General features: G+C 34.6%; 19 protein-coding genes. 13 read left to right on the top strand and 6 right to left on the bottom strand.

Annotated features, from left to right (window positions below; genetic code table 11):
- Positions 1 to 41: 41 nt before the first annotated feature.
- From M2373_RS01965 to purF, 5 genes are all read left to right on the top strand, one after another.
- On the top strand, positions 42 to 647 hold the full coding sequence (locus tag M2373_RS01965) for a SatD family protein (protein WP_259106873.1): 606 nt from the start codon (positions 42 to 44) through the stop codon (positions 645 to 647).
- Between the two features lie 2 nt (positions 648 to 649).
- Complete coding sequence (locus M2373_RS01960; protein WP_259106870.1) at positions 650 to 1,345, top strand: DUF3307 domain-containing protein; 696 nt, start codon at positions 650 to 652, stop codon at positions 1,343 to 1,345.
- Between the two features lie 21 nt (positions 1,346 to 1,366).
- On the top strand, positions 1,367 to 2,086 hold the full coding sequence (gene purC, locus M2373_RS01955) for a phosphoribosylaminoimidazolesuccinocarboxamide synthase (RefSeq protein WP_259106868.1): 720 nt from the start codon (positions 1,367 to 1,369) through the stop codon (positions 2,084 to 2,086).
- Between the two features lie 36 nt (positions 2,087 to 2,122).
- Entirely contained in the window at positions 2,123 to 2,482 is a 360-nt protein-coding gene (locus M2373_RS01950) for a four helix bundle protein (protein WP_259106867.1), read from the top strand.
- 64 nt (positions 2,483 to 2,546) lie between these two features.
- A complete protein-coding gene (gene purF, locus M2373_RS01945; protein ID WP_259106865.1) occupies positions 2,547 to 4,046 on the top strand; it encodes an amidophosphoribosyltransferase in 1,500 nt (499 codons plus the stop codon).
- 84 nt (positions 4,047 to 4,130) lie between these two features.
- On the opposite strand, the gene M2373_RS01940 is transcribed toward purF, so the two are convergent.
- From M2373_RS01940 to aroB, 4 genes are all read right to left on the bottom strand, one after another.
- A complete protein-coding gene (locus M2373_RS01940; protein ID WP_259106864.1) occupies positions 4,131 to 4,859 on the bottom strand; it encodes a porin family protein in 729 nt (242 codons plus the stop codon).
- A gap of 455 nt (positions 4,860 to 5,314) precedes the next feature.
- The gene (locus M2373_RS01935) at positions 5,315 to 5,893 is read right to left on the bottom strand and encodes a porin family protein (RefSeq protein WP_259106862.1); all 579 of its coding nucleotides are present in this window, start codon (positions 5,891 to 5,893) and stop codon (positions 5,315 to 5,317) included.
- 296 nt (positions 5,894 to 6,189) lie between these two features.
- On the bottom strand, positions 6,190 to 6,840 hold the full coding sequence (locus M2373_RS01930) for a porin family protein (RefSeq protein WP_259106861.1): 651 nt from the start codon (positions 6,838 to 6,840) through the stop codon (positions 6,190 to 6,192).
- 244 nt (positions 6,841 to 7,084) lie between these two features.
- Positions 7,085 to 8,131, bottom strand: a complete 1,047-nt coding sequence (gene aroB / locus M2373_RS01925; protein WP_259106860.1) for a 3-dehydroquinate synthase — start codon at positions 8,129 to 8,131, stop codon at positions 7,085 to 7,087.
- 103 nt (positions 8,132 to 8,234) lie between these two features.
- Between aroB and M2373_RS01920 the strand changes: the two genes are divergently transcribed.
- Positions 8,235 to 9,386 carry a pseudouridine synthase gene (locus M2373_RS01920; RefSeq protein WP_259106859.1) on the top strand — a complete coding sequence of 384 codons (1,152 nt, stop codon included), beginning with the start codon at positions 8,235 to 8,237 and terminating at the stop codon, positions 9,384 to 9,386.
- 189 nt (positions 9,387 to 9,575) lie between these two features.
- On the opposite strand, the gene pncA is transcribed toward M2373_RS01920, so the two are convergent.
- Complete coding sequence (gene pncA / locus M2373_RS01915; protein WP_259106858.1) at positions 9,576 to 10,181, bottom strand: bifunctional nicotinamidase/pyrazinamidase; 606 nt, start codon at positions 10,179 to 10,181, stop codon at positions 9,576 to 9,578.
- Positions 10,182 to 10,502: 321 nt separating this feature from the next.
- On the opposite strand from pncA, the gene M2373_RS01910 reads away from it, so the two are divergent.
- The 5 genes from M2373_RS01910 to M2373_RS01890 all read left to right on the top strand — a co-directional run bounded on the left by M2373_RS01910 (position 10,503) and on the right by M2373_RS01890 (position 13,779).
- The gene (locus tag M2373_RS01910) at positions 10,503 to 11,645 is read left to right on the top strand and encodes a DEAD/DEAH box helicase (RefSeq protein WP_259106856.1); all 1,143 of its coding nucleotides are present in this window, start codon (positions 10,503 to 10,505) and stop codon (positions 11,643 to 11,645) included.
- Positions 11,646 to 11,810: 165 nt separating this feature from the next.
- Positions 11,811 to 12,347 carry a YfiT family bacillithiol transferase gene (locus M2373_RS01905; protein ID WP_259106853.1) on the top strand — a complete coding sequence of 179 codons (537 nt, stop codon included), beginning with the start codon at positions 11,811 to 11,813 and terminating at the stop codon, positions 12,345 to 12,347.
- Positions 12,344 to 12,802 (top strand): DUF1569 domain-containing protein, encoded by a 459-nt coding sequence (locus M2373_RS01900; RefSeq protein ID WP_259106852.1) that lies wholly within the window; start codon positions 12,344 to 12,346, stop codon positions 12,800 to 12,802. The genes M2373_RS01905 and M2373_RS01900 overlap by 4 nt, the downstream gene beginning before the upstream one ends.
- Entirely contained in the window at positions 12,799 to 13,176 is a 378-nt protein-coding gene (gene ytxJ / locus M2373_RS01895; RefSeq protein WP_259106851.1) for a bacillithiol system redox-active protein YtxJ, read from the top strand. The genes M2373_RS01900 and ytxJ overlap by 4 nt, the downstream gene beginning before the upstream one ends.
- A gap of 6 nt (positions 13,177 to 13,182) precedes the next feature.
- The gene (locus tag M2373_RS01890) at positions 13,183 to 13,779 is read left to right on the top strand and encodes a Crp/Fnr family transcriptional regulator (RefSeq protein WP_259106850.1); all 597 of its coding nucleotides are present in this window, start codon (positions 13,183 to 13,185) and stop codon (positions 13,777 to 13,779) included.
- A 70-nt stretch (positions 13,780 to 13,849) separates the two neighbouring features.
- Here M2373_RS01890 and M2373_RS01885 read toward each other — a convergent pair whose 3' ends face one another.
- Positions 13,850 to 15,265 carry a PLP-dependent aminotransferase family protein gene (locus M2373_RS01885; RefSeq protein WP_259106848.1) on the bottom strand — a complete coding sequence of 472 codons (1,416 nt, stop codon included), beginning with the start codon at positions 15,263 to 15,265 and terminating at the stop codon, positions 13,850 to 13,852.
- Positions 15,266 to 15,356: 91 nt separating this feature from the next.
- Here M2373_RS01885 and M2373_RS01880 point away from each other — a divergent pair, with 91 nt between their 5' ends.
- Together M2373_RS01880 and M2373_RS01875 are read left to right on the top strand one after the other, a co-directional pair.
- Positions 15,357 to 16,241 (top strand): DMT family transporter, encoded by an 885-nt coding sequence (locus tag M2373_RS01880; RefSeq protein WP_259106847.1) that lies wholly within the window; start codon positions 15,357 to 15,359, stop codon positions 16,239 to 16,241.
- Positions 16,242 to 16,582: 341 nt separating this feature from the next.
- Positions 16,583 to 17,197: a Crp/Fnr family transcriptional regulator gene (locus M2373_RS01875; protein ID WP_259106846.1), complete on the top strand. Its 615-nt coding sequence runs from the start codon at positions 16,583 to 16,585 to the stop codon at positions 17,195 to 17,197.
- Positions 17,198 to 17,284 lie beyond the last annotated feature (87 nt).

Below are 17,284 nucleotides of genomic sequence, written 5' to 3'. Positions count from 1 at the left end.
TATATCTTTTATTTATAAGTAATTATGCTTATATTTGCAAAATGATAGCGGTCATTACCGGAGATATTATAAATTCACAACACGCGGATACAGAAGTTTGGATCAACAAGCTTAAAAATCTTCTCGAAAATTGGGGAAGCGCACCTCAGATATGGGAAATCTACAGAGGCGATGAATTTCAGTTCAAATGTAATATTGATGAAGTCTTCTGGCGTTTCTTAGCCATAAAATCACTAATAAAAAGTCAGGAAAACCTGGATGTAAGAATGGCTATAGGTATTGGCGAAGAAAATTTTTCATCTGATAAAATAACGGAATCCAACGGAACGGCCTATGTGCATTCCGGAAGACTGCTGAATGACCTTAAAAATGACGGACATACTGTTTCCATTAAAACTTCGAACGATTCTGTAGACAGAGATCTTAATATATTATTGAAATGGTCATCTAAAGATTTTGATAACTGGACGATGGCAACTTCAGAAATTATTCACGAAATGATCATGAATAAGGATATCACACAGGAAGATCTTGCGAAAAGATTTGCGATTTCACAGTCCTCTATAAGCCAGAGACTGAAACGTGCAAACTACGAGCTTATCGTGGAAACCAATCAATATTTCAGAAAAAAAATCTCAGAACTGTAAGCATGATTTTTACTAGACTCATATTGGCGCATTTACTTGGAGACTTTATTCTCCAGCCAAATTCTTGGGTTGCAGAGAAAGAAAGCAAAAAACTGAAGAGCAAATATTTGTATCTTCATGTTTTGATTCACGCTGTTTTAAGTCTCATTTTTCTTTGGGATCTTCAGCTTTGGTGGGTCGCTGTTCTGGTGGGGATTTCGCACTTTATTATTGATGCTGCAAAATTGAGTTTTCAAACAGTTAAAAATAAAAAAAACTGGTTTTTTATCGATCAGGCTTTACATATTGTAGTCATTGCAGGAATTTCCTTTTATTTTAATGAATTCAGTTTTGAGTTTTTAAAAAATCAGGAAATTTTAAAAATATTGATGGGAGCTTTGTTTTTAACAACTCCAGCTTCAATTTTTATCAAAATATTACTGTCTTCATGGACACCGGTTCCCGAGACAGCAAGTAATATACAAACCGAATCTTTATCAAGTGCCGGAAAATATATTGGAATTTTAGAACGTTTACTGGTATTCACTTTTATTTTGGTGAACCACTGGGAAGGCGTTGGTTTTATGGTGGCTGCAAAATCTGTTTTCAGATTCAGTGACTTAGCACAGGCCAAACAAAGAAAACTGACGGAGTATGTACTTATCGGTACTCTTCTGAGCTTTGGAATGGCAGTTTTAACAGGAATTTTAATTAAATAATAAAAATAAATCTAGTAAGAAATGGAAAAGAAAGAAATGTTGTACGAAGGTAAAGCAAAACAAGTATTTGCTACCGATAATCCTGATCAAGTAGTAGTACGTTTTAAAGATGACGCTACAGCATTTAATGCTCAAAAAAGAGGGTCTGTTGATTTGAAAGGTGAAATGAACAACGCCATCACAACTTTGATTTTTGAATATTTAAATGAAAAAGGGATTAAGACTCATTTCATTAAACAATTGGACGAAAGAGAGCAATTGGTAAAGAAAGTATCTATCATTCCTTTGGAAATGGTGGTAAGAAACTATTCTGCGGGAAGCATGGCTCAAAGATTAGGAGTTGAAGAAGGAATTAAATCTCCGGTTACCATCTTCGATATCTGCTACAAAAAAGACGAGTTGGGAGATCCGCTTATTAACGATCACCACGCTGTTTTCTTAGGTGCAGCTACCTATGAAGAGCTTGATGAGATGTATGAATTAACTTCTGACATCAACGAAATCTTAATCGATCTTTTCGACAAAATGAATATTATCTTGGTTGATTTCAAAATCGAATTAGGAAAGACTTCAGATGGTGAGATTATCCTTGCAGACGAAATTTCTCCTGATACTTGCAGACTTTGGGATAAAGATACGATGAAGAAATTAGATAAAGACAGATTCAGAAGAGATCTTGGAGAAGTAACTGAAGCATATGTTGAGATCTATAACAGATTGAAAAATTTACTTGGTAAGTAAATTTTAGAAGTTAGAAGTTAGATATTAGAAGTTAGAATGAAATCGCACCGGATAGAAGATCTTAAAGTTTGGAGTAAATCAATGGCTTTAGTAAAAGAAGTTTATTTGGTTACAGCAGAATTACCAAGTGAAGAAAAGTTTGGTTTACTGTCTCAAATTAGAAGATGTGCTGTTTCAATACCTTCAAATATTGCAGAAGGAGCAGGAAGAAATAATAAAAATGAATTTTATCAATTTCTTGGAATTGCGTTTGGTTCAACTTATGAATTACAAACTCAGTTACAATTATTAATAGATTTAAATTTTATTTCTGAAACTAAAATAGTTCCCCTAAAAGTACTTTTAGCTGAGATACAGAAAATGATTTACTCATTAAAGACAAATTTAAAATTATAATTGAAGTTAACTTAGACTAATTTCTAACATCTAATATCTAACTTCTAATTTAGAAAAAATAGAAATGAAAAGTTTAGACATTCATAAAAGTGAATATTTAAAACAGTTTGAAACTCAAACCTACGGAAGAAATCTTTTCAGAACGCAGGAAGAAGAAAGACTGGATGCTCCGAATGAGGAGTGCGGTATCTTCGGAATGTATTCTGATAATGATTTGGATACGTTCTCTCTTTCGCAGTTCGGGCTTTTTGCTTTACAGCACAGAGGTCAGGAGGCTTGTGGAATTTCCGTTTTAAAAGATGGAAAAATCACCAATATGAAAGATGAAGGCTTGGTTTTGGATGTTTATAAAGAGATCCAGGATCCTGAAACTTTTATGGGAAATTCTGCAATCGGACACACACGTTATACGACTGCAGGAGATAAAAAGAAGTATAATTTCCAGCCATTTTTCGCGAAAAACGAATATGATCAAATTATCCTTTCTATTGCTCACAATGGTAACTTAACCAATGCGAGAGAATTAAAAACAGAATTGGAAGCTGAAGGCGTTGTTTTCAGAGCAACTTCAGATTCTGAGGTTATTTTAAGATTAATCCAGAAAAATCTTGACTTAGGACTTCGTGGAGCAATTAAGGCTACGATGGAGAAAATAGAGGGAGCTTATTCTGTTGTGGGAATGACAAGAAATAAATTCTTTGCATTCAGAGATTTCAACGGAATCAGACCTTTGGTTTTGGGAGCAATCAACGAAAATTCTTACGTTGTAGCTTCTGAATCTGTTGCTTTAGATGCTGTAGGAGCTCAGTATGTGCGTGATATTTTACCGGGAGAGATCATTTATACGAATGAAAACGAACCGGGAAAACTTCACTCGATTATGGTAGATGAAGCAAAGGCTAAGCAGAGAATCTGTTCTTTCGAGTATATTTATTTTGCAAGACCTGATTCATCTTTAGAAAACATCAATGTTTACGAAATCAGAGAAAAATCTGGAGAGAAAATCTGGGAGCAGGCTCCGGTAGAAGCTGATGTTGTCATTGGAGTTCCTGATTCAGGAGTTCCTGCTGCCATTGGTTTTTCTAAGGCTTCGGGAATCCCTTTCCGTCCGGTTCTGATTAAAAACAGATATATCGGAAGAAGTTTTATTGTACCGACTCAGGAAATGAGAGAAAGGGTAGTGAATCTTAAACTGAATCCTATTATTTCTGAAATCAAAGGAAAAAGAGTGGTAATCATCGACGATTCAATCGTTCGTGGAACGACTTCCAAGAGACTGGTGAAGATACTGAAAGATGCGGGTGTTAAAGAAATTCATTTTAGAAGTGTTTCTCCACCCATCATTGCACCTTGCTATTTGGGAATCGATACTCCTTCAAAAGATGATCTGATTTCTGCAAATATGACGACAGAGGAGCTTAGAGATTATTTAGGAGTAGATTCTTTGGAATTCTTAAGTACAGAAAATTTAAAAGTAATTTTAGGTTCTTCCAATCACTGTTTCGGATGCTTCACAGAAGAATATCCGGTAGGAAAAGGAGAGGAAGTGGAATTATTCAGTTAATTCTATTTTAAAATAAAAAATGAAAGGTCGGATTTAATTACTAAATCCGACCTTTTCATATTGAAATTAATTGGTTATGTTATATTAAAATTTGTAGCTTAATCCTAATTGGAATACTCTGTTTGTATTGATATTTTTGTTGGCATCTGCTACACCTGCATTATTTGCAACATGTGTTAAACTGTTCACATATCTTGCATTAACACCTAGGTTATGCGTAATATCCAATCCAACTCCCAGTCCTAATCCTACATTGAATTTTTTGATATTGTCTTTGTCAATAGTTTCAGATGTTGACATATTTTGAGTTGTTGATGTACTTCCAGTAGTTGTTGTAATCGTAGTTTCTCCTTTGTTTTTACCATTTAAGAAGTAGCTGAATTCAGGTCCTGCTTCAAAGTAAAAGCTTTTAGCGGGTCTGAACTGGAACATTAACGGTACAGAGATGTAATTTAATTCTACTTTACTGTCAGCAACTGTTTTTACAGTAGTACTTCCGCTGGTTACTTCATTAGATGAAATTACACTTTTTGCTCCCATTTGGTTGTACAATACTTCAGGCTGAACACTTATTTTATTCGATAAAGGAATATTAACAAAAGCACCTGCATTAAAACCTATTTTCTGGTTATTGGTGCTCAGCTTCTGCTCACTGAAAGCAGCAGCATTCGCTCCACCTTTAATACCGAATCTTACAGGTTCCTTTTCATGATTTATCGGAGTTGGAGTTTTAGCAGCTGGTTTTGTTTCTGTTTCTTGAGCTGATACTAATGAGCCAGCGACGATTGCCAATCCTAAAAATAACTTATTCATAATTTTGTTTTTTTAATTTTTTACTATTTTAATTTCGCCTAATCGTTTAATCAGACTTCGTTTACTTTGCAAAATGCTTGCCAAAATCGTTAATTACTGATTAATAGGGCTTTGTGTTAGTTTTTGAAGCTTTGAAAATTAACTAAAAATTAAAAATCAGAATAAATTCGTCTTTATTTTCATGAAATTTGAAAAATATTTTTCTCTAAATGATGATAAAAATGAATTAAAAAAAATGTTGATTTATTTTATTTTTAATTTCAGATATGAAATATAAAAAAGAATTTTAAAGCTGTTTTTTAACATTTGAGCATCAAAAAAAGCTCAATATTAATGTTGAACTTTAAGGTTTAAAACAGTTTTTTATATGCCAAAATTTTATAAAATGATTAAAAATGAAAAGGTCAGGCTTCATTACTAAAACCTGACCCTTTCTATTGAAATCAAAAATTGTTTTAAAATTTATAAGCAATTCCTACTTGAAATACGCTGTTTCTGATCGCATCATCATTATTATTTTCAATAATATCTGTAGCTCCCGCAACGAATCTTGCCGTTACTCCAAATCCTTGAGCAAAGTAATATCCAGCTCCCAGACCGATCCCTAAATCAAATCCTTTGTAGAAATCTTTTACGTCTACAGATCCTCCGTCACCTTTAATTTTTCTGTTAATAGCAAAACTGAATTGAGGTCCAGCTTCAAGATATAGTTCTGGAAGAACATTGTATTGTAACATAACAGGTACTGAAATATAATCAAGATTTAACCTTACATCAGAAAAATCTTTATGTTTTGCACCCATTCCGTTGTATAAAAGTTCGGGCTGAACACTGAAAGAAGTGGCTACCGGAATATTTGCGAAAAATCCACCATAAATTCCTGCTTTTGCTTTTGAATCATCAGCATTGATTGAAGATACGTTAAGACCTGCTTTAATTCCAAATCTTACCGGTGAAGTGCTTGTTTTAGCTTTTTCCTGAGCGAAAGTTAATGAACTTGCTGCAATAGCAAATCCCAAAAATAATTTTTTCATAGTTATTATATTAATGTTTATTAACGATTAATTCGTTTTTAAAACACAAATAAGCAAATTTCCTGCCAAAAAATATTAATTGATTTAAAAAATGATAATAAATAACTATTTTAAATGTAATATTTTAATTTTCAATGGATTGTTTGTTGTTGTAGAATGCAGGCAATAGGTTAAATAAATTTTATAAAATGGCATTTTAGAAGAATTTATCAAATAAAAAAGATCAGGCTTAAAAATAAACCTGACCTTTTTATTGAATTAAAATTTGTTACATGAATGTTGATAAGACTCGCTTATTATTTGAATTTATAAGCTAAACCTACCTGGAATACGTTGTTTTTAACCGCATCTCCGTTGTTATTTTTCAAAATATCTGTTAAACCAGCAGTATATCTAGCCGTAATTCCTAAGTTATCTGTGAAATAATAACCTGCTCCGATACCAATTCCAAAGTTAAATGTCTGGAAATCATCTTTATTTAAAGTAGATGTTGTAGAACTGTCTGTGTTTCCGTTGGTAGAAGTCTTAAATTTATCTTTAGCACTTACCATAAAACCAAATTCCGGACCTGCTTCTAAATAAAGGTTTGGAAGAGCATTATACTGGAACATTACCGGTACAGCGATATATCCTAAATTTGTAGAATAATCTGCTCTGTATTCATTTCCTAAAGCACTGTATTTTCTTGTTGATTTTGCACCAAGGTCATTATAAATAACCTCTGGCTGAACACTGAAATTACTTGCTACCGGAATATTTGCGAATACCCCTGCGTTGAAACCGATTTTTGATTTTGTGTCATCCAATCCTTCAGTTTTAGATAAAGATGAAACGTTCATACCTCCTTTTACACCGAAAGTTACCGGGTTAGAAGATGTAGTTGGTGTTTGTTGAGCAAAAGCCAATGAACCTGCTGTTACTGCTAATCCTAAAATTAACTTTTTCATAACTTATTTTTTTAAATTTACTATTTCTAATTCTAAATTTTACTACTTGTCATCCGTTTTACCGGTAGACGCAGAGTATCTTTCAAATTGCTTGCCAAAAATTATTTTCATGATAAAAAACAGTAAAAAAACCATCTTGTTAAAGATGGTTTACGTGTTTATGTATTTGATTTTCAATTAATTATATATCTAAACAAATGTTTATTTAAAATTTTAATTTTTTCTTATTTCAAGAATTATTGATTTAAGAATTAATAAGATTCCTGTAAAATTCCAGTGAACCGACAATATTTTTCTGATGGCACTGATGATCAAAAACGCAGGAACCGATTCCCGATACTAATGAAAAATTGATTTTACTGTCCGTATTTTTCTTATCATTTAATAATAATCCGAAAATATCTTCATCTTTAAAATCACTGATATCTAAATAAGGATAGTATCTCTGAATATTTTCAATGATAATTCCGGCATCTTCTTCAGACAGCAAGCCTTCTAAAAAAGCAAGATGAGCTTCCGAAATCATTCCCATGGCGACTGCTTCACCGTGGAGAATAGGATTTCCCTGGCTTAGACATAAGCTTTCAATGGCGTGTCCGATTGTATGTCCGAAATTTAAATTTTTACGGATATTTTTTTCATGAAAATCTTTTTCTACAACCTCCTGTTTAATATCCATTGAGGTCTGAATATGAGGAATAATACCTTCAACATCCAATTTATGAATACCGGTAAGGTTTTCCCAATGTAATTTATCTGCAATAAGACCATGTTTCAGCATTTCTGCAAAGCCACTTCTTAATTCTTTGAAAGGAAGGGTTTCCAAAAATTTAGGATATACAAAAATCTGTTCCGGAAAAGTGAAAGTACCGACCATATTTTTATAATGCATAAGGTCGATTCCTGTTTTTCCGCCAATCGAAGCATCACACATAGATAAAAGGGTAGTCGGGATATTAATAAACTGAATTCCTCTTTTATATGTGGAAGCTACAAAACCTCCCATATCTGTAATGACCCCGCCACCAAGATTAATGACAAGAGCTTTTCTGTCCGCCTGCATTTCCGTCAATATTTCCCAAAGCTGATTGGCTGTCTGAATATTTTTCATTTCTTCACCCGCTTCAATCTCCAGAATTTCAAAGCCCAAATCAGTCTCCAGATTTCCTAAAAGAGTAGGAAGACAATATTCATGTGTATTTTCATCAACTAAAATAAAGATTTTGCTGAAAGATTTTTCGTGTAAAAAGTCGTTTAATTGAGAAAAATTATCATCTACTATTGTTATCATTTTCGGTTTTTCTATTACGTTAGAATTAAAACTATATTGCAAAGTTATGATTCTTAATTTTTAACTCGTAACTAAATTACTATCTTTGCAAAAATATTTTAGCATGAGCAGAGACAATAATTCAGGAAGACCAAAAAAACCAAGAAGTTCAACAAGAAATAATTCTGATAGTTCTCGTGCTTCTAGACCTGGAAATTCTTCAGGATCTAAACCCTTCAAAAAATCATTTCCAAAGGCTGGAGAGAAAAATTCTGATTCAAGAAAGAGCGGTAGCACGAGTTACCAGGACCGAATGGATAAGAAATTTGGAAAAACGGAACAAGAGCCATTTATTACGAATCCAGGTGAAGAAAAGAAGCCATTCGCCAAATCTGCTCCAAAAAGAGGCGGAAGCAGACCGAATAGCTTTGATACCAGAGATAAGTATGAAAGAGGCAGTTTAAAATACGGAAGAAGACCGGGAAGCGGAGACGATAGAAATCAAGATGGTGCAAAATCTTTTGTACAAAAAAGAAGACTGAATAAAATAGAGAAAGATATTCATAAAGATACGATCCGTCTTAATAAATACATCGCGAATTCAGGAATTTGCAGCAGAAGAGAAGCGGATGAATTAATCACTCAGGGACTTGTAGAAGTTAACGGAAAAGTGGTTACAGAAATGGGATATCAGGTTCAGAAAGTTGATAAAGTAGTTTTCGACGGCCAGAATATTACTCCTGAGAAGCCGGTATATGTTCTTTTAAATAAACCAAAAGGATATATTTCTACGACTAAAGATGACAAGGCAAGAAAAACTGTAATGGATTTGGTGGCCAATGCTTCTCCATACCGTGTTTTCCCGGTTGGAAGACTGGACCGTTCCACGACAGGTGTTATTCTTTTGACCAATGACGGACACATGACTAAGAAATTGACGCATCCTTCTTTTGATGCGAAAAAAATCTATCATGTAACGTTGGATAAAAAATTGACCCATGAGGACATGAAATTAATTGCTGAAGGTATTCGTCTGGATGAAGGAGTAGCGGAAGTGGATCAGATTTCTTTTATTGAAGGGAAACCTAAAAACGAAATTGGGATTGAAATCCATATCGGCTGGAACCGTGTGATCAGAAGAATATTCCAAAGATTAGGGTACGAAGTGGAGGCTTTAGACAGAGTAATGTTTGCGGGGTTAACAAAGAAGAATATCAAAAGAGGACACTGGAGAATTCTGACAGAACTGGAAGTAAATAATCTTAAAATGCTTTAATACGGATTTCAAGATCTGTATTCTAAGCTTTTGAATTAAAAATAAAAAGACGTTGAATTTATTTTCAACGTCTTTTTTATGCTTGAAAGAGGCTTCGACGAGCTCAGCCTGACAAAACTCTATAGTAAACAGTAATTTTATCCTATCCACTGTCAGGCTGAGCCTGTCGAAGCCCTTTTTATACAAACACTATCCAAGAACAGTTACCCCTTTCTGAATCATTTCATAAATAGCATCTCTGCCATTATCAGGTTTTACATTTACAGCACGGGTTCCGTTGAAATGCAGACAGGTAACATATCCGTTTGCCACAGCGTCTGTACATGTAAATTTCACACAATAATCCATCGCTAAACCAACGATTTCGACTAACTGAATTTCATGATATTTTAAGAAGTCATCCAGTCCGGTTTTCATAAAATGATTGTTATCCTGAAAACCGCTATAAGCATCAATTTCAGTATTTTTTCCTTTCTGAATAACGTGAGTTACCTTGTCTCTGTTCAGATCTTTGTGGAATTCTGCTCCTAAAGTTCCCTGAACACAGTGATCCGGCCACATGAACTGAGGAACGCCATTTAAAATAATGCTTTCCCCGACTTTTCTGCCATTGTTGCTGGCAAAACTTTTATGGTTGGAAGGATGCCAATCCTGTGTTAAAATTATTTGATCATATTCATTCTCTTCCATCAGAAGATTGATGTAAGGAATCACTTCATTCGCTCCCGGAACTGCCAATGCACCACCTTCGCAAAAATCATTCTGTACATCTACGATTATTAACGCTTTTTTCATATTTTGATTTCTCGAATTTTTGATAAAATTATAAAAACTATTCTTCAAAAATTTGTCCAAATTAGAAATATCGGACAAAACGGCATTTAGATTGGTAATTTTCTTGATAGATTTAGAAATGTGGGTAATTGTAAAGGCGCAAGAACACTTCGACAAGAGATTTTCAGCAAATTTTTTTGTATGACTCAATTGTATCGCAGATAAAATCCTTGTATCTAAAAATGTCATTTTAAGCATAATTTTTGCGCCTTTGCGATTACCAACAAATAAGCATATAAACCAAATTTCAATAGCTTATCTTTGCAGGAAATTATTTTTTTTATGTCATTTGAGTCTTTAGGGTTATCACACAATATTATTCGTTCGGTTAACAAATTAGGTTACCTGAAGCCATTTCCAATCCAGGAGCAGGCTGTTCCCGTTATTTTACAGGGAAAAGACCTGATGGGAATTGCACAGACAGGTTCAGGAAAAACAGCTTGTTTTGTAATGCCGATTTTAGAAAAATTGCAAAATTCCGAAGTTAAAAAAGATCGTAATATTCAGGTTTTAATATTGGTGCCCACGCGTGAATTGGCTATTCAGATAGATGAAGTCTTCAGAGCATTTACAGAAAATTTGAAGCGTGAAATCCGTACTATGGCTGTTTATGGCGGTGTTTCTATCAATCCGCAGATGAAAGGTCTGTTTGGTGTTGAAGTTCTTATTGCAACCCCCGGGCGACTATTGGATTTAATTGATCATAAAGCATTGAGTATTTCAGGAATCCGGCATTTGGTGATTGATGAAGCAGATAAAATGTTTCAGTTAGGTTTCGGAGAAGAAATGAATAAATTATTCGCAATGATGCCTGTTGCGAAGCAAACCACTTTATTTTCTGCGACTTTAAATGATAAAGTTTCTGAGATGAAAGAACGATTATCGATCAACCCTGTGATGATTGAAATCAAAAAAGAGGAAGTGGAAATTGATAATATTGAGCAATTGGCTTATCACGTTTCTCCGGAAAATAAAGGCCCTTTTTTACGCTATCTGATAAAAGAAAAGAAGGTTGAAAAGGCCCTTGTTTTTGTTTCATCGACAAGATCTGCAGATAATTTAGTTGAAAAACTGAAAAAAAATAAAATAAAGGCGGTGGCGATCCACAGCCAGAAATCGCAGGGAGCCCGTAGAAATAATCTTGAAGAATTTAAGGTGAACGGAGCCCAGATTCTGGTTGCTACAGATTTAATTGGTCGTGGGATTCACATTGAATCTCTGCCATGTGTTATCAACTATGAATTGCCGCGTTCTCCTTTGGATTATATTCACCGTATCGGAAGAACAGGTCGTGCCCATGAAAAAGGAACAGCCATCAGTATTCTTACGGATGATGAATTACAGCATTTCAGGGTGATTCAAAAGAAAATGGGGAAGAAAGTAACCTTACAAAGAACAGAAGGTATTGATCTACATGGGTATTAATCCGCTAATATAAATAAGAAAAGCTTCAATTTTAATCGAATTGAGGCTTTTTTTTACGATGAATTTAAAGTAGGATCATATCCAGATTCTCGATTTTTTGATAAATTTACTGAAGATGATATTCAAAAAATACAACAGCTATTATTTAAAATTAAAACTAATATAATGAGTGATTTAGAGAAAAAGAAATTTCCGATAGGTCCGTTTGAGGCTCCTGAAAATATCTGCGATATCAAACTTGATGAACATATTAAAGTAATCAAGGACTTTCCGGGGAAATTGAAAAATCTTATTGAAAATTTTTCAGATGATCAATTGGATACGCCATATCGTGAGGGAGGATGGACGGTACGCCAGCTTGTCAATCATCTTGCAGACAGCCATATCAACAGTTTTATGCGCTTTAAACTGGCTTTAACAGAAGAGAACCCTACTATAAAGCCTTATGACGAAGCCAAGTGGGCCGAACTTCAGGATAGCATCAATATGCCTGTAAAACCAGCTATGAGAATGATCAAAGGCACTCACCAAAGATGGGTTGCCTTGCTTAAAAGTCTTACGAATAAACAGTTTGCAAGAACATTCAATCATCCTGAGCAGAATAAAAGCAATGATCTGAGATTTTATCTTGCCATGTATGCATGGCACTGCAACCATCATTATGCCCACATCGAAAACCTGAAAAACGAAAAAGGCTGGTGAAAAAAAGTCTTCATCATCGGTTGTTTTTTGAAGAAATTATGATGCGGATTGCTAAACTTTCAGAAAATTCTCCCGGAAAATGGGGGAAGATGAATGCTGCGCAGATGCTCAGACATTGTGATCTTGTTCTTCAGATTGCTCTGAAAAAGATTGATATTCCGAAGATTAATCCTTTTCTTGAAGCAATAGGAGCTTTAACGAAAAAAGAAATGCAGATTTTCAATAACGGAATTCCCCGAAATATGCCTACTTTTCAAAAACTAATCGTTAATTTTGAATGTGATTTTAATGAATCCAAAGAAGGCTTGCTAAAAACGCTGGAAGAGTATTGGTTTGCTTATGAAAACAATAATTTGCCCGGGAGCCATGCTCTTTTTGGAAGTATGAAAGAAAAGGATTGGGGATTTTTAGAATATAAACATCTTGATCATCACCTTAAACAATTTAAAGTATGAGTTTTTTTGATAAAATATTTGGAGGAAAACAGGAGGGTTCCGAACAGAAGTCTTTCTGGAAAAAGATAGAAAATGAAGATGATTTAAAAAAAGCGATTGAAAGCTCCTCTCAGCATAAAATAGGTATTTTCAAACATTCAACAAGTTGTTTTATCAGTAAAACAGTATTGAAAAATTTTGAAAAAGAAATAGAAAATCAGAACGAAGCAGTGGAGGTTTATTATTTAGATCTTTTGGCTCACAGGCCTCTTTCAAATAAAATTGCAGAAGATTTTGGAATCCGTCATGAAAGTCCGCAATTTATTGTCATTGAAAACGGAAAAGCCATTAATGATGCTTCTCACCAAGATATTTCCTTAAGCCAGCTTGTATAAAACAAAATGAAAAATATTAATAATTACTTAGCAAAAGTCTTAGATGTTCCTCTGGAAAAGGTAAACATGTGCAGTTTACATTATGAAGTAAAGAAAATTCCTAAAAATCAATTTATTTTACAGTATGGTGAGATCTGCAGACATATTTATTTTGTAGAAAAGGGACTTTTGAAAATGTATTCTATTGATAAAAACGGTAAGGAACATATCATACAGTTTGCCCCTGAAAGTTGGCTGATTTCAGACCGGAGCAGTCTTTATTTTAATGAAAAATCCATTTATTATATTGAAGCAGTAGAAGATTCTGAGATTCTTTTATTACATCCGGATTTTATCAGTAAGCTGATCGGAGAGTTTCCAAACAGCCTCGAAAAAAGTGATATTCTGGTTCAAAAACATATTAAAAGTCTTCAGGACAGAATCAATTCTTTATTAGGCGAGACAGCAGAAGAGCGATACATGAAATTTATTAAAATGTACCCGGATTTACTGTTAAGGGTTCCGCAATGGATGATCGCTTCCTACCTTGGAATTACTCCGGAGAGCTTAAGCAGGGTAAGAAAAGAACTGGCCAGAAAGAATTTCGTTCCGGATAATAAATAAGTAAAAATAAGTGAAGCCGGACGTCAGGATTTTTTTTAAAATATTCTTCTTCCGCCTTCACTTATCTTTTTTATATAATACTTTTCGCCAATTCACCAATTTTTCTAAGGCTTAATTCGGTACTTTCTGTCCATGGCAGACCGATACAAAGTCGCATACAGTTTTCAAACTGATCCTGCAGGGTAAACATTCTTCCCGGTGCAATGCTGATGTTTTGCTTAATGGCAAGATCGTAAAGTGATGTTGTTTTCAGATGCTTATCAAACTCCACCCATAGAGAAAGCCCGCCTTGTGGACGGCTGATCTTAGTTCCTTCAGGAAAATATTCTGCAATGGTCTGAATGTAGCTTTGGCAGTTGTTCTGAAGGGTTTTTCTTAGTTGCTGAAGGTGTTTTTCATATCTTCCGGTTTTAAGAAAATTGGCTACGGCTTCATTGACCACTGTTATCGATGAGGTGGAATGAAGCAGTTTAAGTTTTAAAATTTTATCTTTATATTTTCCGGGAGCTATCCAGCCCACACGATAACCCGGTGCCAGTGTTTTTGAAATAGAGCTGCAATAGAGTACATTTCCTTCCATATCAAAAGATTTGCAGCATTTAGGACGGTTTGAACCGAAATAAAGATCTCCGTATACATCGTCCTCAATCAAAGGAATTCCGTTTTCAGAAAGCAGCTTAACAATCTCTTTTTTATTATCATCCGGCATACAGCTGCCCAACGGGGAATTAAAATTGGGAATCAGCAGACAGATATCAATTTTTGGAATTACTTTTTTTAAAGCTTCAATTTCAATTCCTGTGGTGGGATGCGTAGGAAGTTCAAGAACCTTTAAGCCTAAGCCGTTTGCCAGCTGCAGAATTCCCGGGTAGCATGGGCTTTCAATGGCAATCGTATCACCAGGTTTTCCTAAAGCCATTAAGCAAAAGGAGAGAGCATTCATCCCTCCGTTGGTTGTCACCAGATCATTTTCATTAAAATTACCTCCCCATGACATCGATCTTAACGCGATCATTCTTCTTAATTTTAAATTGCCCTGAAGTTCCTCATATTCTGTTCCGCCTTCTTTCAATTCACGGGTGGCATTGATAATTTCTTTTTTTAATTTTGCCTGTGGCAGAAGATCTCCGGATGGTATTCCAATGGAGAAAATCGTCATGTTTTTATTGCCTATATTTTCATAAACTTTACTGATCAGTTCATCAGGCTCCTTATTATTCGCAATTAATGAGGGGCTGCTTATCTCAGCAAGCGGAAGATCTATCACCGTCAGCGGACTCACAAAATAACCGGACTGAGGTTTGGAATCTACTAAAGATTGAGATTCGAGTTCCAGAAAAACCCGTTTTGCCGTATTCATACTGATATGATGATCCTGGCACAGCATTCTTACGGAAGGAAGCTTATCCCCAGGCTTCAGAACTCCTTTTCTAATCTGTGTGGCGATACCACTTGCTATTTCCGTATATAAAAATTCTTTGTTCATATTGTAACTGTGTCCATGCAAATATACAAAACTGATACTGTGTTTGTCTTTTTATTCTTTCTAATTTTGATCCAACAAAAAATATAATGAAATGATGACAGCTAATATATCAAAAGATCAAAAAATCAGCGGATGGGTAAATGGTTTTATAGGGGTTGTGCTTTTTAGCGCAGGAATGCCTGCCACAAAACTGGCCGTAATGGAGATGAGCCCTTTTTTTGTAACGATTGCAAGAGCGGGAATTGCAGGTATTTTGGCTCTTTCTGTATTACTAATTTATAAAGAAAAGCGCCCGGCAAAAGATCAGATTTTTTCATTAATCTTGGTCTCAATAGGTTGTGTAGTAGGATTTCCTTTACTTTCTGCCATGGCTTTACAGTATCTTACCTCGGCTCATTCTATTGTATTTTTAGGAATGCTTCCTCTGGCAACGGCTATTTTCGGAGTTTTGAGAGGAGGAGAGAGGCCGCATCCTGTTTTCTGGTTCTTTTCTGTCATTGGAAGTCTTTTGGTGATTGGTTATGCTGTTTCACAAGGAATTTCAGCCTCTCCGGTTGGCGATATTTTAATGCTGGCAGCTGTTATTTTATGTGGTCTTGGATATGCAGAAGGCGCAAAATTATCTAAAGCACTGGGCGGATGGCAGGTAATCTCTTGGGCACTTGTCATTGCATTGCCATTAATGCTGCCTTTATTTTTTATTTATTTCCCGGATCATGTGGAAAATGTGAGTGTATCGGGATGGTTCGGATTGGCTTACATCTCTCTGTTCAGTATGTTTATAGGATTTATATTTTGGTATAAAGGTCTTGCTCAGGGAGGCATTGCAACGGTTGGTCAGCTTCAGCTTTTACAGCCTTTTTTCGGATTGGCTCTCGCGGCTTATCTTCTGCATGAGCAGGTAAGTATGGGAATGGTAGGAGTAACGGTAGGAGTAATTCTTTGTGTAGCCGGAACCAAAAAGTTTGCTAAATAAATTCTTAATAAAATATAAAGACAAATTCATTTATTTTAAAACCATTTTTATTCTTGTTAATAAATCGTATTCAGAGTTTTTTGAATACGATTTTATTTTTAGAGTGATATTCTGAGACATAAATTATTTTTAACATTTTTTTAACATTTCAATAAAGAAATACGGTTCACTTCTTGTATTGGTAGTTTTTAAAGGAAAATATTATCAAATAATTGTCTTTTTATGAATTTTTTACATAACAACTGTTAAGGTTTAAGATGATAGAAACAGGTGATAGTTATCATTTTAATTCATAAAAAGTGATTTGTCAACAAGCTTTTAATTTTAAAAACTTTAAAACTATGAAAACGATAAGCTGCATGAAGATTGATGAAGATCTTCTGAGATCAAATGGCGGTGAGATTAGAAATTACAATTCAAAAGATTTTATTTTTCGTAGCGGAGACAAGCCTTTATATTACTGGCAGATTATTGAAGGCAATGTGAAGCTCAATCATTATAATGAAGATGGCAAAGAGTTTATTCATAATATTCTGGGTGAAAATCAGAGTTTTGGAGATTCTTGTCTGTTTGTTGACAAAACATATCCTATGAATGCTTTTACTCTTAGCCCTTGTACCGTTATAAAGCTGCCAAAAAATAAGCTTTTTTCCATTTTGGAAGAATACCCTGATATTTCCTTAGAGCTGAACAGCTGCCTCTCTCACAGGGTGTACTATAAAATGATTATGATTCAGAGTATAGCCTCTGCCAATCCTGCCATCAGAATAAAAGGACTGATGAATTACCTTAAAAGCTTTCAGGATGACTGCTCGGCATTTTCCTTTCCTGTAAGGTTAACCCGACAGCAGATTGCAGATCTTACCGGACTTAGAGTAGAGACTGTTATCCGGACGCTGAAGAAAATGGAAAAAGAAAACTCACTGAAGTTTGAAAAAAGAGTCATTTTCTTTTAATATGTGATTCAAATCATAATTATTTGATTTTTATATATTTATATTTGATATAACGATAATGAAATTATAATTCAATCCATGTTGCTT

This window comes from Chryseobacterium sp. JUb7 (genome assembly GCF_024806495.1).
Taxonomy (GTDB): domain Bacteria; phylum Bacteroidota; class Bacteroidia; order Flavobacteriales; family Weeksellaceae; genus Chryseobacterium.
Note: the sequence above shows the minus strand (reverse complement) of the source record. Positions and strands in the feature narration are given on the sequence as shown.

Bases quoted from the DNA above. Each gene is read 5' to 3' on its own strand.
- M2373_RS01965 (WP_259106873.1), top strand. From the start codon at position 42: ATGATAGCGGTCATTACCGGAGATATTATAAATTCACAACACGCGGAT.
- M2373_RS01960 (WP_259106870.1), top strand. From the start codon at position 650: ATGATTTTTACTAGACTCATATTGGCGCATTTACTTGGAGACTTTATT.
- purC (WP_259106868.1), top strand. From the start codon at position 1,367: ATGGAAAAGAAAGAAATGTTGTACGAAGGTAAAGCAAAACAAGTATTT.
- M2373_RS01950 (WP_259106867.1), top strand. From the start codon at position 2,123: ATGAAATCGCACCGGATAGAAGATCTTAAAGTTTGGAGTAAATCAATG.
- purF (WP_259106865.1), top strand. From the start codon at position 2,547: ATGAAAAGTTTAGACATTCATAAAAGTGAATATTTAAAACAGTTTGAA.
- M2373_RS01940 (WP_259106864.1), bottom strand. From the start codon at position 4,859: ATGAATAAGTTATTTTTAGGATTGGCAATCGTCGCTGGCTCATTAGTA.
- M2373_RS01935 (WP_259106862.1), bottom strand. From the start codon at position 5,893: ATGAAAAAATTATTTTTGGGATTTGCTATTGCAGCAAGTTCATTAACT.
- M2373_RS01930 (WP_259106861.1), bottom strand. From the start codon at position 6,840: ATGAAAAAGTTAATTTTAGGATTAGCAGTAACAGCAGGTTCATTGGCT.
- aroB (WP_259106860.1), bottom strand. From the start codon at position 8,131: ATGATAACAATAGTAGATGATAATTTTTCTCAATTAAACGACTTTTTA.
- M2373_RS01920 (WP_259106859.1), top strand. From the start codon at position 8,235: ATGAGCAGAGACAATAATTCAGGAAGACCAAAAAAACCAAGAAGTTCA.
- pncA (WP_259106858.1), bottom strand. From the start codon at position 10,181: ATGAAAAAAGCGTTAATAATCGTAGATGTACAGAATGATTTTTGCGAA.
- M2373_RS01910 (WP_259106856.1), top strand. From the start codon at position 10,503: ATGTCATTTGAGTCTTTAGGGTTATCACACAATATTATTCGTTCGGTT.
- M2373_RS01905 (WP_259106853.1), top strand. From the start codon at position 11,811: ATGAGTGATTTAGAGAAAAAGAAATTTCCGATAGGTCCGTTTGAGGCT.
- ytxJ (WP_259106851.1), top strand. From the start codon at position 12,799: ATGAGTTTTTTTGATAAAATATTTGGAGGAAAACAGGAGGGTTCCGAA.
- M2373_RS01890 (WP_259106850.1), top strand. From the start codon at position 13,183: ATGAAAAATATTAATAATTACTTAGCAAAAGTCTTAGATGTTCCTCTG.
- M2373_RS01885 (WP_259106848.1), bottom strand. From the start codon at position 15,265: ATGAACAAAGAATTTTTATATACGGAAATAGCAAGTGGTATCGCCACA.
- M2373_RS01880 (WP_259106847.1), top strand. From the start codon at position 15,357: ATGATGACAGCTAATATATCAAAAGATCAAAAAATCAGCGGATGGGTA.
- M2373_RS01875 (WP_259106846.1), top strand. From the start codon at position 16,583: ATGAAAACGATAAGCTGCATGAAGATTGATGAAGATCTTCTGAGATCA.